Origin of the sequence: Paenibacillus sp. UNC217MF (genome assembly GCF_000686865.1) — a bacterium.
Lineage (GTDB): Bacteria > Bacillota > Bacilli > Paenibacillales > Paenibacillaceae > Paenibacillus_B > Paenibacillus_B suaedae.
The window spans coordinates 21271-35843 of record NZ_JMLT01000030.1; the positions used below are offsets into that span (position 1 = coordinate 21271).

Consider the following 14573-nt stretch of genomic DNA (forward strand, 5'->3'; position numbering starts at 1 on the left):
ATATCTCCTGAGGGGGAGAGGAAACCCGTTTGTTGCCGTACAATCCTGTTATTAAATCACACTTGCATTATGGAGCGCCTCTTCGACAGGCACGTACGGAAGTGCGAGGTCGCGGGCTACAGCTTCGTATGTGATCGCACCGCCTGCAGTATTGACGCCGCGCATGAGCGGCTGGCTGTTCTGCAATGCTCTGCCAAGTCCGAGGTTCGCGATGCTTAATGCGTAAGGAACGGTAACATTCGTGAGCGCCATCGTTGATGTGCGCGGAACAGCACCTGGCATATTCGCTACAGCATAATGAACGACACCGTGCTTGACGTATATCGGATCGTCGTGAGTGGTAATGCGATCAACCGTTTCGAAAATACCGCCCTGATCGATGGCGACATCGATGACAACAGAACCAGGCTGCATAGAACGAATCATCGCTTCTGTTACGAGCTTCGGCGCTTTAGCGCCCGGTATAAGAACTGCACCGATGACCAAGTCGGATTCGGCTACCGCTTCAGCAATATTGAGTGGGTTCGACATTAAGGTATTCACACTCGAGCCGAATAGATCATCCAGCTGGCGCAGGCGATCTGCGTTCATATCGATAATAGTAACATCTGCTCCAAGACCTACTGCGATCTTGGCAGCGTTCGTTCCGACAACACCGCCGCCAATAACCGTAACCTTGCCGCGTCGTACGCCAGGTACTCCGCCAAGCAGGATTCCGATGCCGCCATGCGGCTTCTCGAGGAATTGTGCCCCAATTTGGGCTGACATGCGTCCTGCCACTTCACTCATTGGTGTGAGCAGAGGCAGCGTGCGATTGACTTCAACCGTCTCATAGGCGATTGCAGTAACTTTATGTTCGATTAATGCGCGAGCCAGTTCAGGCTCAGCTGCTAGATGCAAATACGTGAATAAGATAAGCCCCGGGCGGAAGTAACCGTACTCGGATGATAAGGGCTCCTTCACCTTCATAATCATATCGGCCTGTGCCCATACCTCAGCAGCGCTAGGAATGATAGTGGCACCTGCTTGTTCATATGAGGCATTGTCGAAACCGCTTCCAATTCCAGCGTCATGTTCAATGATGACACGGTGGCCGGCTTTATGGAAAGCTGCAACACCAGCAGGGGTGAGCGCAACGCGATTTTCATTATTTTTGATCTCCATGGGAACTCCGATAATCATTGCTTATCCTCCTCAAATATCCTGAACCTGTTTGGTTATCCAATTAAAGTATAATTCGTAGATCCCGCCAGCGCTTTGTCGTCAGCTCCAAAAAAAATACCCTGTCCTTGTGTAATTCCCACAAAGCCAGGGACAATTGCGTATCGGGTAATCGATCGCAGGGAAGGTTGGCAACGGATGACGTGTTACGTAGATTCGTTGTCCTTGTTTATCGTTGCCAATCGATGCAATTTTAATTCCAAAAATAGCGACATCTTCTCATCCATGCTGTCGACATCGACACCGCCGACTTCTGCAATGCGCTTTAATCGATACATGAGGGTATTCGTATGAATATGTAAGGCTTCCGCTGTCTTCTTCACATTGCAGTCATAACGAAGAAATTGTTCAATGGTATGTACGAGTCCGCTTGCATGCTCAGCATCATACATGCGCAGCTTCTCTAAGCCTATATGTTGAAAAGTCTGCTGTGATCCTCGTGCGGCAGAATGTGCAGTATGGTGTTCGAACAATAAGGGCAAATGACGGTAATAACCGAGCTCGCCATAGCTATGTACAGAATCTAATTCATCGGGGAATGCTTTTTTTAGATTGAGCGTTGTCATGGCTTCTTCATAACACCGTGATACGAGCAGGAACGAGGAGGATAGGGTGCTTGCTCCGCTGCGAACTGGTGAGGCGCCGAATCGCTGCTTCATATGCAGTATAAGCTGTTGACATGGTTCCTTGTACAGATTGGCAGAGCTATTTACATGTGATGACAGCACGGGCGCAGACATCATAATAAGCCGATCATGATCAATGACATGAAGCAGCATGCGCATATGCTGAGTTGTTTTGAGCGTGTAATGAATGTGACGATATAACTTCTCTTGGATAGGTGTACTGAACTGTATTATCCATATGAAATATTCAGGAGGGAACGAAATGCCGAGTCGTGCCGCATGCTCCCGAATGGCTTGCTCTGAGGTGTGGTGTCCGGTTAAGAGCTGCCAGAAGAAATCATGCTTATGCTGATCCTGGCGTCTGCTGTGCAGCTGATGCTGCATTAACTTGGCCTTGGCAGCCTGAGCAGCTTGGGATAATGTCTGGAGAGCTGTTTCTGGCAGCGATTGTTCACTGTCGAGCACCCATATATAGCCGATAATATCCTGTTGATGACGAATGGCTACCGCCAATCGATTGCCGAGACCTACCTCGTCGATATGTTGGATACGTATCGGTTCCATACTGGACATGAGCCGCTGCATCGTGCCGTCTCTCCATAATGCGCTGATGACTTGCTCAGGGACGCGCCGTCCGATAATTGTTGCTATCCTTGCAGGATCCGTGCCGGGGTGATGCGTGCTGTAGGCAAGCAGCTTATGTCCGGCATCTTCAATTGTGACAGGGCAATGAAGCAGATCACTGACCAAATCCGCAACTGCTTCTAAGCTGTCAAAATGCTGTTCGAACAGCTGGTTCATTTCATTCATGCACATGGCTCCTCAACAGTAGGAAGATCATGACTATTTTAGCATGAAATCCATCTGGCCGACTACATCGGACAAGGTCGAATGACCTACCATTTGCTTTGGGGCAGCTGTCCAAGTACGTTTCATTATTCTTTGATTTCTTTGAAAGAGGTATCGTATAACCGGAACATTGTCTTATAACCGGACTCATCGATCTTAATGCCAACATCCAGCGTACCCGTCAGCTCCAATGCGCCGGACGTTTATTGAAGCTTGGTGTCGGAAGGAACGAATACCATCATGATTTTGTTCCAGTACGTTTCGTCGCCATTATCGAAGGGACATTCTGCACCTGATCCCGGATTCCTTCAGCACATCATGCAGAACATGATGAGGGATGTTCTCAGCAGGAGAACCGACTCGATAGTAGGTATTCAACACAAGTTGCGTAGAGCCTCCTTTGGAACCGAGTGTTAATTCGAAGGGACCATAGCCCTTCTCAGCCCCGTGCTCGATTCCCGAACGAACCTGAAGGAGTACGAGCAGAAGCGCGATGGTAATCGCAATCGATACAATGGTAAGGAGGGAGAGCGTCTTCCGATGCATCATGTTGCGCCACAGTAGTTGGAACACGCTCATGTTGCTGCTCCCTCCATAAGCCGCATGCTGTTCATACTGCTGGTTTTAGTCTGAATACGGCCATGAAATGAAGAATGCGCACGCTGCTGAAATGATTAAAAAATGTAAGCGGATCAAGGCAGAAGTAAGTCAGCTTCACCCTATGGAAAGACTCGTCAAGGAAAACAGATACATGCGTCAAGGACTTTCAGGTACACACCTTTGTTTTTGACCCGCCAATTTCAGAAAAAACATATAGGAAACTACGTTGGAATGCGGTCAGGAGAGTTGCAGTGGCATTAAATATAATAGTCTATAAATGATTTTTTTTAAGTCGGTTAATTGCCGACTTTATTTTTTTTATAGAAGTATTTGTAATGATTTAAATAATAAGTAAACATATGTTTAGACATTTATCTTTTATCATTGTATTCTCGTAGCAGTTGATATTAAGGAGAGATATGAAGTGAAAAAACATCTAACGCTTTTATTGGTATTGATCTTGTTAGTAGTATTCCCAGTCTCGGCATTTGCGAGTAGTAAAGTTGATACTATGGAAGGTTTATTGCCTCCTAAAGGTACGACGGTAGTAGATAGTAAGAACTTTGATAATAATACAGCTATGAGTGTGATTGATGGTGATTTAACTACTCAATGGGGCCCCACATCCGACTTCTTTTCTGGAAGTTTAGAAATCACGTTTCCTCAAACACTACATTTGAGTTCTGTACAAATCGCAGGAAAAGCGAGCCCAATGGATAATGTAACATATCAAATATTTGCTTATAAAAATGGAACATGGGAAGCAATAAGCAAGAAAGAAGTAAGATTTGTAAGTGACGAAGCCTCTGAACCTATCAGCGTAACCCCAGGCAATTATGAGAAAATAAAAATTACTGTTGATGGTGAACGTTCTTGGGTGTGTATTAAAGAAATTACGTTTGGATACGAACTAAATGAAGGACCTGATCCAGAAAAACCAACAGATCCAGAGCAGACCAAAGGAAACAGAGCATTATTAGTAGTTACTATGACAACTGGTTTGGAGAAAGAGTTTGATTTAAGTATGGATGAGGTTAATGCCTTCATCACATGGTACGAAAATAAGCAGGGTGGCTCAGGAACAGCTTCCTATGCAATCAACAAGCACAACAATAATAAAGGGCCATTCAGCGCACGTAAAGACTATGTTATCTTTGATAAGATTTTAACGTTTGAAGTGAATGAGTATACGACCAAATAAACTCAATGCCGCTCCTATGGGGCGGTTTTTTCATGTCAGCCAAAATAGAAAACAACTTCAATTACCACGCACCAAAGGAAGGGCAACCGGAAAAGTACACGCTATCCGAGAGAAGGCAAAAGAATTGACGAACGTGATTGACGAACTTGTCCAAACAGCCGGGAGAAGTCGTTAGCAACGACTAACCTAGAACAAGCGATGATGTGGGCTAACGCCTCTATCGCACGTAACGAGTAGCTACAAAACAACACTAACCAATTAATGGGGGTGGTGGTGATGACCTAATGGCTAGAGCAAGAAGCCCAAAAAGGATGTACAGCAAGCCGGTTAATGGCGGAGATATGAAGCTGCTTCGGGTACTGTGAAGCCAAGTGCTGGTCATGGGTGACTGTCAGCAAGGTTGAACCTTTCTCCTGTGCCAGTTGGAGAAGGAGATTCATCGTATATTGTGCCGTATCGTAATTGAGACTTCCGGTTGGCTCATCCGCAAGGAGAAGGGAAGGACGATTAATCAGGGCACGAATGATCGCAACCCGCTGCTGTTGACCTCTCGACAGCTGCCCTGGAAGATGATTCAACCGATCCTGCAAGCCGACACGCTCGAACCATTGCTGAATATGCGAATGCCGTGCCCGTCCATGCAAGCTGCCATCGTAGACCAGCTCAATATTTTGCTTCGCAGAAAGGGAAGAGATGAGATGGAAGTCCTGAAAAATAATGCCCACATGCTTCGCACGAAAGTGATCGCGTTCCAGTTCTGTCATCTGGTGCAGTGGTTCATTGCCGACCTTACAGGTTCCTTCATCTGGAGCAAGTACGCCGCACAGCAGGTATAACAACGTGCTCTTGCCGCTGCCGCTAGGGCCAAGCAGCGCAATTCGATCTCCTTGTGCAACATGCCAATGTGGAATATCGAGAATGGGAAGAAGCTGCTGTTGATTCCGATAGGACTTGCGTACCTGATGAAGCTGTATCATAGAATCACCTCATTTAGTAAGGAAAAGGCAGGATGACACTGTCACCCCACCCGTTCTCATTCGAATCGATTTGATTATTTCAAAATGATGCGCTCAGACAAGGAATCCCACTTCAATGCTTTGCCAGTCAGCTTGCTGAATGCGTCAAGATCCACATAGAGGACATTGCGATCCAATTCTGCTGGAATCGAAACCGCTTTGCCGTTCAATGTAACGGAAGATCCGTCTTGAACCTTCAATGTCGCCTTGTCTTTCGTAAATGTAGTCGTCTTTGATGCGCTATCATTCGTTACTTTAATTTGCAATGCTTGTGCCAGCTTAAGGGCAGGGAAGAGAACCTTGCCGTCACGGCTTACCTTGAATTTCGGATACAAGTGCTTGCTTTGCAGCTCGGCAGTTGCTTTCTTCAGATCCAAGCCTTGCACTTTCGCGATGCTTGTCGCAATTGCTGTGTTATCAATTTGACCTTTTACATATTCCGTAATTGGACCATACGCCCATACGCCTACATCTACCGCAGAGTGGCCGTGTCCAGACCAGCCTACCAAGTAGCGCTTCGCCATCACTTGGTTGAATGCGCCTTCTTGCTTATAGGAGGAACCGTCGCCTTGCATGATGTATTGAGCTTCTTCTTCAGTGATATCTGTAAAGCCTGTATGCTTCTTGATTAACGCCTTCACTTCGTCAGTGGATGCAGCTTTTGCAAGCTGTGGCCCAAGAAGCTCAGAGGAGATTTTTTGCTTGTCCCACGAGTCTACATTCAGTTCATAGATATTATCACGGGACAGGGAGAAGCCGCCTGTCTCATGATCGGCTGTAATTACGATGGAAGTGTTGCCGTCTTTCTTCGCGAAATCAAGAGCCACCTTCACTGCTGCATCGAAATCAAGCGTCTCTTGAATCATAGCACCCAGGTCATTTGCGTGGCCTGCATGGTCGATACGTCCGCCCTCAATCATCATCGTGAAGCCTTTTGGATTCGTAGAGAGAGACTTAATTGCTGCAGACATCATGTCTGCAAGGCTTGGAGTCTCAGGCTTGCGATCAAGCACATAGTCCACATGGGAATCGTTGAAGAGGCCAAGAACCTTGCCGTTTTTCGAAGTTAACGATTGCAGGCCCTTTTTGTCGTATACAACTTTATAGCCTTTTTTCTCGAAATCAGGGATGATTGTCTTGTCTTCGCGCTTGCCTTTCTCCTGCTTGCTTACGAATTGACGCTTGCCGCCTCCGAGCAGAACGTCAACTGCGCCTGACTCTAAATATTGGGATGCGATGGCATTTTCATTGTCGCGATTGCGAACATGGGATGCATATACCGCAGGTGTCGCATGTGTAATACGAGCTGTCGTTACAAGACCAGTTGATTTGCCAACAGCCTTGGAAGCTTCGATTACGGAAGCAAATGGCTTCGAGATATCTTCATTTGATACGCTGATTGCAGCGTTGTATGTTTTGTTGCCTGTTGCAAATGCAGTACCCGCAGATGCAGAGTCTGTTACTTCACCGGATACGATCGTATCTCCGTCTTCGCCCTTGTCAGCGAAGGTTGTTGCTTGGCCCACATACAGGCTGTCCATATATAAGGATGGACGCTTCAGCTTGTTCTTGGAGTAGATTCGTGCGGCAGATACTTGAGCAGGACCCATGCCGTCACCGATAAGGACGATGAGATTTTTCGAAGTGGGCTGTAGTTTCGCTGCGCTCTTAGCGAGTACTGCATCGGATTGCATAGCTCCGAATGGCAGCATGAGAAGTGCCAGCGTCGTCACCAGCGACTTGCGTAACATTTTATTCAACCGAAATCCCTCCAACCAAGTATGTAATTTACATGTTTATTGTAGTCAAGGATTGTTAGGGATTGTGTAAATAAATGTAATTGGAAAATTAAATAGTCTTGTATATTTTGTAAATCACCCTTATTGCGATCTTTGATACGCCTATGTCCGGCCTGAATAGCAGTAGGTTATAAGATTCGCTTTTATGAGTAGATTTAGCAAATGAAATGTCGCATGTGTCGGTATGGGCTGCTAGTTGTGAGTAATCGAATAGAAATGGGACGTAAGACCTGTAATGATAATCAGGTAGTCCATTGATTGTTCATCGTATAATACCTATACTTGGTAATGATTTGGTAAAAAAGCGGAAGGAGAACGACATCATGGAGCGCTTTATAGATCCCCTTGGCCTTCCTTTTGGATTTTATGCGATATTGCGTCGGAATGAGCAGGTTGCCGTGAAGTGCCCGAAATGCACTGGCTTGGCCTACATCTCTAAAGGGGAGCAGGGAGTCGTAGTGAACTGCACGGCATGCTTCCATCAAGAGAAGGAACCGGAAGCTTATCGGTATACAGCCAGCGGAATGTGCACGGTGTGCGAGAGATGGTTCAATGAAGAGGTTACCGATCACAAGCAGCAGACACATAAGGCAGTGCATATCGCATGCCCGCATTGCTCAGCTGTGAATCAAGTGCCTATACGTAAGATTGTGGCCTATTCAGGCTGCTACTTGGATTTTCGAAATGAACGGGATCCGATCTTTCAATTGGAGCTGTACTACTTGGATTATTTCCGCGGGAAACCGGTATGGGCAGCCAATAGAGAGCATTTGAACTATTTGATCAGCTACATATCGGCAGAACTGCGTGAGAAGCCAGCTGCTGTCATCAAGCGCACGGCTTCACACTCGCTGCCCAAATATATGAAAGAAGCGAAGAACAGAGAAGCTATCGTGAAGCTGCTTCATAAGCTGCAGCGAATAGATATGTAATTGGATAAGGAGGCATCATGAGCAAACTCAAGCTTAAATTGACCATCGCGTTAATCATTATTGTTATTCTGAGCATTCCTGCTTACTTTATTGGACGTACATTTGGTGTGTTCCAAGGCGAGGTCGTCTTAAGCAAGTATGCGTTAGCGATTGAGAAGGACGGCAAAAGGTATAATGCATGGCCTCTTCTTAACTATAATTCCGCAATGGATAAGAAGGGAGAAGAGCGGCAGTTCTATTATCGGGTAGATACGGGAGACTTGGATGAATTGTTTATGCTGGCCTATGGCCAATATGAGGTGAAGTCCTCTGAGGAGAATCCCTTTTTAGACGGCAAAATTCAGTATGATAACGAGCGTGTACATGCATATATCAAAACAGTTCCGAAGTTTGAAAATGCTAACGACTACACGAATATGTATGAATTTTTCGATGACAAAGGAAATCATGTATATACCTATGATCCGTCCGCTCCCATGGACACGGATTATGTGAAGGATATTATTCATGCTGGCATGTCGCGGACATCGGCAGGTGGGGGAACTACGGAGGCCGTCGATCGTTACATCAACGTGACGAAGCTGTTCAAGGATAAATTGGATATTACGGTCAAGCTAAAAGTTGACGATGATAATCGTATAGTAACGATCGTGATGACACGAGACAGGACGTGAAGATAGTGACGAATCAGAGTGAATGCAGACAAGGGCCTGCTTATTTGGACGGCATTGCAATCCCAGAGAAGCCTGCGGTATGGCATGAGGTAGAATGGACAGGAAGGCTGGCTATTGATGGTGGAGCGAAGAGGTTCCATATTTTCTATTATGGAGAGCTTATCGATGATCTGATCGCGTCGACGGATTTTGCACCACCGCTCATTCTTGCTGAAGATCCAGCAACAGGGAAGCGCTACGTGCTGTTCGATGGATGCAAGCATGGATATGATGCGATGCTGTGCGATACGTTCACTGCGGAGCAGCATAATGAACGGAAGCCGCTGCTTCCTTATGTAGATGGGGACGGAGAGGATCTATTCGAAGTATTCGTAACCGTCTATTACAATGTTGACTGGGACGACGAGTTCGAAGAAGAAGTGGATGAGGACGGGAAGCTGGAGCTGATTAGCGGGGAAAAATGCGACTTCGATGAGGCGAAGCGCAATGGATATGACGCGATCAGCATCACAATCGTAAACTCGCGCGGACGTAAGACGGAAATTGCCCAAGAAGAGCTGGCCTAGCCAGGATAAGTAGAGAGTAGCGGCCAATGAAAAAATCAACGGTTTGTGTACTGCTGGTGTTCCTTTTCGCAGTGGGAGTACTGTTCGGTGGAGGAAGTTATTATTTGCTGCTGCAGCCCTCCGTTCAGGATATGTTTTTGACACGCCCGTTCATGATCGTGTTGTTTATCGGTTGTGTTATCGGGATCGTGGCCTTGGTCGGGAGCATGGTGAAAAGGCTTTTAGGTTCGGAGTTGTTTATGTTGTTTTTAATCGGAATTGTGCTCGGATTCGCAGGGATCTGGATTTGGGCGATGACGGGCATGTCGACGTAATTCGCTAGGATGAACCATGGTCTAGTACATGTATATATGTGGGTATGAACAAAATGGTTAGTAAAAAATGGAGATAACCTTCTGTGCAACCTTTCGATCGAGTGTCCCGTCTGAGTGTGTGAATCAGCTGAGATATCATTGCGCAATGCGTCACCACACAACGAACCATTCGAGAGGAAGTAGACACCTATGAAGAAGACAACCATTGCAACTACCGTAGCATTAGCTCTTGGATTAATGGGTGCACAAGCGTATGCAGCCCCGGCGACACAACTTGTCGACACAAAGGCTGTTGCAACGAACATGGAAGTGAAAGACTTGGGCACGAATTTCTACGACAAATATGTGAAGCAGTTCGTATATAACGAGAAGGGCGATATTGTAGGGATAAAACTTAGCGCTTCTCTGGATACAACATGGGTACATAACGTCGGCACACAAGAGTCGGTTACGATTAACGGCAAAAAAGCGTCCGGACAAGTGATGGTAGATGGAAATCACATCCTTGTACCATTCCGTGCGGTAACCGAAGGACTTGGCTACAAGCTCACATGGAATCAGGCAGAGAAATCGTCCACCGCGGTAAAAGGCGACAAGATGGTGACGGCTATGCTGAACAAAGATGAATACCGTCAAGCGGAGGACATTCTGCATCTTGGAAAAGCAGCATTGCTCAAGGAACAGACGTTGTATGTACCGCTGCAGTTCGTCTCCAATGTGCTGCATGCAGGTGTGACGATAGATGCCAACGGTCACATCGAGATTGAAAATGACCAAGATCCACAAGACTCCTTCGACGGCATGCATTGGGTCATTGTCGTAAATGGAGAAGGCCTTGGCGTGGACAAGAAGGATGTGTACACGACCGAGCACAATGTCATGGTGCCCGTTGAAGAAATCGGCAAGGCGCTCGGCTACAAAGTAGAGAAGAACGAGAAGACTGGCGCATACGAGTTCTCCCGCGCTGCCAAGTGGATTGCACTGAAGGAAGGCGACACGAAAGCCTCAGCAGGCAAAATGCTCGTCGAACTGAAGGAAGCAGCAGCTGTAAAGAACGGCAAGCTGTACATGCCGGTTGACTCCCTTGGCGACGTCTTCGGCGTGAAGTTCGGTATCGATCCGACTGGCGTAATCGGTATTAGTGAAGGAACGGAAGGGAAAGAAGATCCAAACCAAACTCCACAGGACTCCTTCGGTGGCATGCACTGGGTACTTGTTGTAAACGGTGAAGGGCTTGGCGAGATATCCAAGGAAGTATTCACAACTGAACACAACGTCATGGTGCCAATCGAAGAGATCGGCAAGGCGCTCGGTTACAAAGTGGAAAAGAACGAAAAGACTGGCGCATACGAGTTCATGCGTGGAGCGAGATGGATTGCGCTGAAAGAAGGCGACAAGAAAGCATCTGTTGCTAAAATGTTCGTCGAGCTGAAGGGAGCCCCAGTCGTGAAGAACGGCAAGCTCTTCATGCCACTTGACTCCATGCAAGACGTCTTCGGCGCCAAGTTCGGCGTAGACCCAACAGGCGTTGTTGGAATTAGCGATGAGAAGTAAGTTGATTGTTACTAACTGAGGCTATCGCTTCAGTTTAGATATAAGCAAGATTAAAGAGATAAATAGATATAGAGAAAGTAAAAAGAGAAGATAAAAGGTTAGAATTATAGTGAGTCGAAAGACACGCTAGTAGTTAGGGGGGGATCCCTGGCTACTGGCGTGTCTTTTTGCGTTGGAATAGGGCATTGGAACTTATTTCGGGTGAGGGAATACTGATTTCAATAGCATGTTAAATAAATGGAATAAATTACATGGAAATATCGACCTGTGCATGGATAATTAGTAGTGGGTATTTGCGAAGCTCGTAATAATACTGATAGCCGAAATTCATGCAAAACTATGGAGGGAATTAAAAATGCCGAGTATCTTTTTAAGCCATACAAGCATAGATAAATTATTTGTTGAGAAATTAGCAAGGGATTTAAAGAAACTGGGTGTAAATGTATGGTTTGATAAGTGGGAAATAAAAATAGGTGACTCAATTACTTGGAAGATCGAAGATGGGATAAGAGAAAATGAATTCCTTGGTCTAGTACTATCGCCGGAAGCTTTAAATTCAGAGTGGGTAAAGAGTGAACTTGGAGCAGCATGGGTTAAGCAAATGCAACAAAAAAAGGTTTTTGTGTTACCAATATATTATAGAGAATGTCAGATACCTTATTTCTTAGCAGACCGTAAATTTGCAGATTTCAGGAATGATTACGAAAGTGGATTTAGTGAGTTAGCTGCTATATTTGGTATAGATGAAACAGAAGCAATAACTCAAGATAATTGGAGGAAATTTACCAAAAACAGAAAAGTGAACTGGAAGCAATATAAGATCAGAGAATTTGAAGAATTAGTAACAACACTAGTTGATCGAGCAGTGCTCTATAATTGGAGTGTTTGGGTAGGAGGAACTTCAAATGAATACTCAATCACTCTTTATGCCTACAAGAAACCAGAGAATAAGTCAATTTCAATTAAGCTAGTGGGTGGGAGTAATGCCTATATGGCAACATTTAAGAATGAATCGAACCCCAATAATTTGAGAGTTAGTGATTTCGATATCTATGTTGGAAACTCTGTTAACTACTGCGACGAATTTGTATGGAGAGTTATGGAGGACTTTAACAATAATTTCGGTACTCCAACGGAAAAAGCTCAGTATTTTACTGAGCGGTTTTCCAGAAATGATGAAATCTATGAGGCAACAAAAGATATGTTAAAGAGATTTAATTGGTATAAGGGAAATAATATTCTTAAGTAATCGACGAAGAATATATGAATCTCGGCTACATCATATATTCGGGCTTTACTCCGGGGTAGTAAGAAGTGTGTAACAGAGAAACGAAATCAGCTCACGACCCTGCAAGGCTAGGCACGTCGGACTCGTACTCCATTATGCCTCTTGGGCTCGTAGATAAAAGACCGGTTGCAGAAAAATTAAAAAGAAAATAGAGGTGGCTTAATTATGGATGACTTCTGGATAGTAGTAAGCATTTTCGGGGGAACAATAATAATTGCTGGTGTCTGTCTTGGATTTCTTATTATCAATTTAGTTAATGAACTTGAGTTTAAGTGGGGGAGAAATCAATTTTATCGAGGTGTTATTACGATAATTAAAAACAACCAAGATATTTCAGATATGTTGGTTGAAATAAAAGTACTTTTTAAAGAAAATTCTAAGCGCAACCCGAAAGTGTTTAAGAAGTTTGCAACTTTAAGTGAGGTTCTAGATGATTTCATATATAACATAAATACAACACCAGAAGGAACATGGAAGAGAATTTATAAAATTGACTATCCTGGATCTTACCGACAAACATTGATAAATATCACTAATAAAGTTAAAAAAGATAATCCGTACAATAACTATACAGGTCGCTCGATAGGAAAGATGTACCGTCTATTGGATGACACTAAAATAACAAACGAGTCAAAGGAACTAATTGAAAATTTAATAGATGAACTTGAAGTTTTTGAGTATCAGGATCGTTCGGGATATAAGCTTTCTAAGAAATCATTCGCCTATACAATTGTTTTTGGAATTGTTGGTTTACTTGGTACAATTTATACAATTGTATCACCGTTATTCAAATAGTTGATTGTATCGATTAGATGACATGATTTGAAAGGGACTAATCAGGATGCACTTTAATAAATATTTCAAATATGTTTGGTGGGTCATTATTATTGCCTCTGGAGTATACTTGTTTTACCTTCGTTACGATCAACTAAAAACAGGCTCAGTTGGATCATTTGATACGGTGCTAATAGCAATACTAGCAGCTTTAATGCTTATTCCGTTTTTCTCAGAAGTGGATATATTAGGAATAAAGTTGAAACAAGAATTTACAACTTTAAAGTCGGAAGTCAAAGGCGATATGAAAGAAATTAAGGAAGTTGTAAGAAACGTTGTGGACATTAATAATCAAAATAAATTTAGTCCAAGTATCTTTTTCAGCAATCCATCGGCTCCACCTGATAATCAACTTGATAGAATTGAAGAATTTATCAAGAGTACTATGAATCAATTTATTGAGCAGAATGCTCCAGTAGCAACAGAAGTCAAATCAATAACAAAGTTGGATGTTCCGGATGATAACATTCTGCTTTTTTCGGTAAGATACAATATCGAAAAAGAAATAAGAAGGATCTGGATGAATAACTTCGGTGAATTTAATAGTGAGGGCAAAATCGGATATATGCCGATACATCGAATGGTTGGTGATTTGGTTAAGTATGATATTATACCACCATCTTTTAGCGGGGCTATAAAGGAAACTTATGCAGTTTGTTCATCAGCAATTCACGGGGAAAAGCCAACAGAAAAACAAGTTATCTTTATTAAGGATATTGCAAGTGAAGTTATTTCTACTTTGAAAGTAATTCGATGATGAAAAAACTTAACTAACACTGTGTTCACGTGTCAGTTCGACATTCGCCATGCATGGATTCACCAGAAGGTATGGAGGAACTTGCTTCAGTCAAACACACCCGGCTTAGATCGGCTACACTTAGTTGGACAGAAAAATTAAGGGCTAGTAGAATTAACACATCATAACAAGGAGCGGATCTACTATGCCAAGAATAAGACGCACATTTACAGATGAATTCAAGAAACAGATGGTTCAGCTATACGAAAATGGGAAATCAAGAGCAGACATTGTAAGTGAGTATGAGTTGAGTGCATCTGCATTGGATCGCTGGATTAAACAAGCCCACCAAACAGGTTCCTT

At 44.2% G+C, this 14573-nt stretch carries 15 protein-coding genes and 1 pseudogene; 11 read left to right on the plus strand and 5 right to left on the minus strand.

The window, feature by feature from the left end:
* Nucleotides 1-51 precede the first annotated feature (51 nt).
* The 3 genes from ald to BP95_RS0115510 form a co-directional block, all read right to left on the minus strand.
* Nucleotides 52-1182: an alanine dehydrogenase gene (gene ald / locus BP95_RS0115500; protein ID WP_021255757.1), complete on the minus strand. Its 1131-nt coding sequence runs from the start codon at nucleotides 1180-1182 to the stop codon at nucleotides 52-54.
* Between the two features lie 185 nt (nucleotides 1183-1367).
* The gene (locus tag BP95_RS0115505; protein WP_028532654.1) at nucleotides 1368-2657 is read right to left on the minus strand and encodes a PucR family transcriptional regulator; all 1290 of its coding nucleotides are present in this window, start codon (nucleotides 2655-2657) and stop codon (nucleotides 1368-1370) included.
* A 309-nt stretch (nucleotides 2658-2966) separates the two neighbouring features.
* Nucleotides 2967-3275, minus strand: coding sequence for a hypothetical protein (locus tag BP95_RS0115510; protein ID WP_021255760.1), 309 nt, complete (start codon nucleotides 3273-3275; stop codon nucleotides 2967-2969).
* A gap of 445 nt (nucleotides 3276-3720) precedes the next feature.
* Here BP95_RS0115510 and BP95_RS33920 point away from each other — a divergent pair, with 445 nt between their 5' ends.
* Both BP95_RS33920 and BP95_RS34580 read left to right on the plus strand, forming a co-directional pair.
* Nucleotides 3721-4497, plus strand: a complete 777-nt coding sequence (locus BP95_RS33920) for a hypothetical protein (protein WP_021255761.1) — start codon at nucleotides 3721-3723, stop codon at nucleotides 4495-4497.
* A 186-nt stretch (nucleotides 4498-4683) separates the two neighbouring features.
* Nucleotides 4684-4734: pseudogene (locus BP95_RS34580) on the plus strand (DUF7681 family protein); the annotation flags it as partial.
* A gap of 44 nt (nucleotides 4735-4778) precedes the next feature.
* Here the strand turns inward: BP95_RS34580 and BP95_RS0115520 are convergent.
* On the minus strand, nucleotides 4779-5474 hold the full coding sequence (locus BP95_RS0115520; RefSeq protein WP_028532655.1) for an ABC transporter ATP-binding protein: 696 nt from the start codon (nucleotides 5472-5474) through the stop codon (nucleotides 4779-4781).
* A 74-nt stretch (nucleotides 5475-5548) separates the two neighbouring features.
* Nucleotides 5549-7264: an alkaline phosphatase gene (locus tag BP95_RS0115525; protein ID WP_231515120.1), complete on the minus strand. Its 1716-nt coding sequence runs from the start codon at nucleotides 7262-7264 to the stop codon at nucleotides 5549-5551.
* 371 nt (nucleotides 7265-7635) lie between these two features.
* Between BP95_RS0115525 and BP95_RS0115530 the strand changes: the two genes are divergently transcribed.
* The 9 genes from BP95_RS0115530 to BP95_RS30500 all read left to right on the plus strand — a co-directional run.
* Nucleotides 7636-8244, plus strand: coding sequence for a hypothetical protein (locus BP95_RS0115530; RefSeq protein ID WP_028532657.1), 609 nt, complete (start codon nucleotides 7636-7638; stop codon nucleotides 8242-8244).
* Nucleotides 8245-8261: 17 nt separating this feature from the next.
* Nucleotides 8262-8918, plus strand: a complete 657-nt coding sequence (locus BP95_RS0115535; protein WP_028532658.1) for a hypothetical protein — start codon at nucleotides 8262-8264, stop codon at nucleotides 8916-8918.
* A gap of 5 nt (nucleotides 8919-8923) precedes the next feature.
* Nucleotides 8924-9484 (plus strand): hypothetical protein, encoded by a 561-nt coding sequence (locus tag BP95_RS0115540; protein ID WP_028532659.1) that lies wholly within the window; start codon nucleotides 8924-8926, stop codon nucleotides 9482-9484.
* Between the two features lie 26 nt (nucleotides 9485-9510).
* On the plus strand, nucleotides 9511-9798 hold the full coding sequence (locus BP95_RS0115545) for a hypothetical protein (RefSeq protein WP_028532660.1): 288 nt from the start codon (nucleotides 9511-9513) through the stop codon (nucleotides 9796-9798).
* Nucleotides 9799-9987: 189 nt separating this feature from the next.
* Nucleotides 9988-11352, plus strand: a complete 1365-nt coding sequence (locus tag BP95_RS30490) for a stalk domain-containing protein (protein ID WP_155987280.1) — start codon at nucleotides 9988-9990, stop codon at nucleotides 11350-11352.
* A gap of 355 nt (nucleotides 11353-11707) precedes the next feature.
* Nucleotides 11708-12601 carry a toll/interleukin-1 receptor domain-containing protein gene (locus BP95_RS31980; protein ID WP_051614099.1) on the plus strand — a complete coding sequence of 298 codons (894 nt, stop codon included), beginning with the start codon at nucleotides 11708-11710 and terminating at the stop codon, nucleotides 12599-12601.
* Nucleotides 12602-12805: 204 nt separating this feature from the next.
* The gene (locus tag BP95_RS0115560) at nucleotides 12806-13435 is read left to right on the plus strand and encodes a hypothetical protein (protein WP_028532661.1); all 630 of its coding nucleotides are present in this window, start codon (nucleotides 12806-12808) and stop codon (nucleotides 13433-13435) included.
* 46 nt (nucleotides 13436-13481) lie between these two features.
* Complete coding sequence (locus BP95_RS0115565; RefSeq protein ID WP_028532662.1) at nucleotides 13482-14231, plus strand: hypothetical protein; 750 nt, start codon at nucleotides 13482-13484, stop codon at nucleotides 14229-14231.
* 184 nt (nucleotides 14232-14415) lie between these two features.
* A partial coding sequence (locus BP95_RS30500) for a transposase (protein ID WP_036667162.1) occupies nucleotides 14416-14573 on the plus strand: 158 nt, incomplete at its 3' end.

Bases quoted from the DNA above. Each gene is read 5' to 3' on its own strand.
- BP95_RS0115535 (WP_028532658.1), top strand. From the start codon at position 8,262: ATGAGCAAACTCAAGCTTAAATTGACCATCGCGTTAATCATTATTGTT.
- ald (WP_021255757.1), bottom strand. From the start codon at position 1,182: ATGATTATCGGAGTTCCCATGGAGATCAAAAATAATGAAAATCGCGTT.
- BP95_RS0115525 (WP_231515120.1), bottom strand. From the start codon at position 7,264: ATGTTACGCAAGTCGCTGGTGACGACGCTGGCACTTCTCATGCTGCCA.
- BP95_RS0115510 (WP_021255760.1), bottom strand. From the start codon at position 3,275: ATGAGCGTGTTCCAACTACTGTGGCGCAACATGATGCATCGGAAGACG.
- BP95_RS0115560 (WP_028532661.1), top strand. From the start codon at position 12,806: ATGGATGACTTCTGGATAGTAGTAAGCATTTTCGGGGGAACAATAATA.
- BP95_RS0115565 (WP_028532662.1), top strand. From the start codon at position 13,482: ATGCACTTTAATAAATATTTCAAATATGTTTGGTGGGTCATTATTATT.
- BP95_RS0115505 (WP_028532654.1), bottom strand. From the start codon at position 2,657: ATGAATGAAATGAACCAGCTGTTCGAACAGCATTTTGACAGCTTAGAA.
- BP95_RS0115520 (WP_028532655.1), bottom strand. From the start codon at position 5,474: ATGATACAGCTTCATCAGGTACGCAAGTCCTATCGGAATCAACAGCAG.
- BP95_RS30490 (WP_155987280.1), top strand. From the start codon at position 9,988: ATGAAGAAGACAACCATTGCAACTACCGTAGCATTAGCTCTTGGATTA.
- BP95_RS0115530 (WP_028532657.1), top strand. From the start codon at position 7,636: ATGGAGCGCTTTATAGATCCCCTTGGCCTTCCTTTTGGATTTTATGCG.
- BP95_RS31980 (WP_051614099.1), top strand. From the start codon at position 11,708: ATGCCGAGTATCTTTTTAAGCCATACAAGCATAGATAAATTATTTGTT.
- BP95_RS0115545 (WP_028532660.1), top strand. From the start codon at position 9,511: ATGAAAAAATCAACGGTTTGTGTACTGCTGGTGTTCCTTTTCGCAGTG.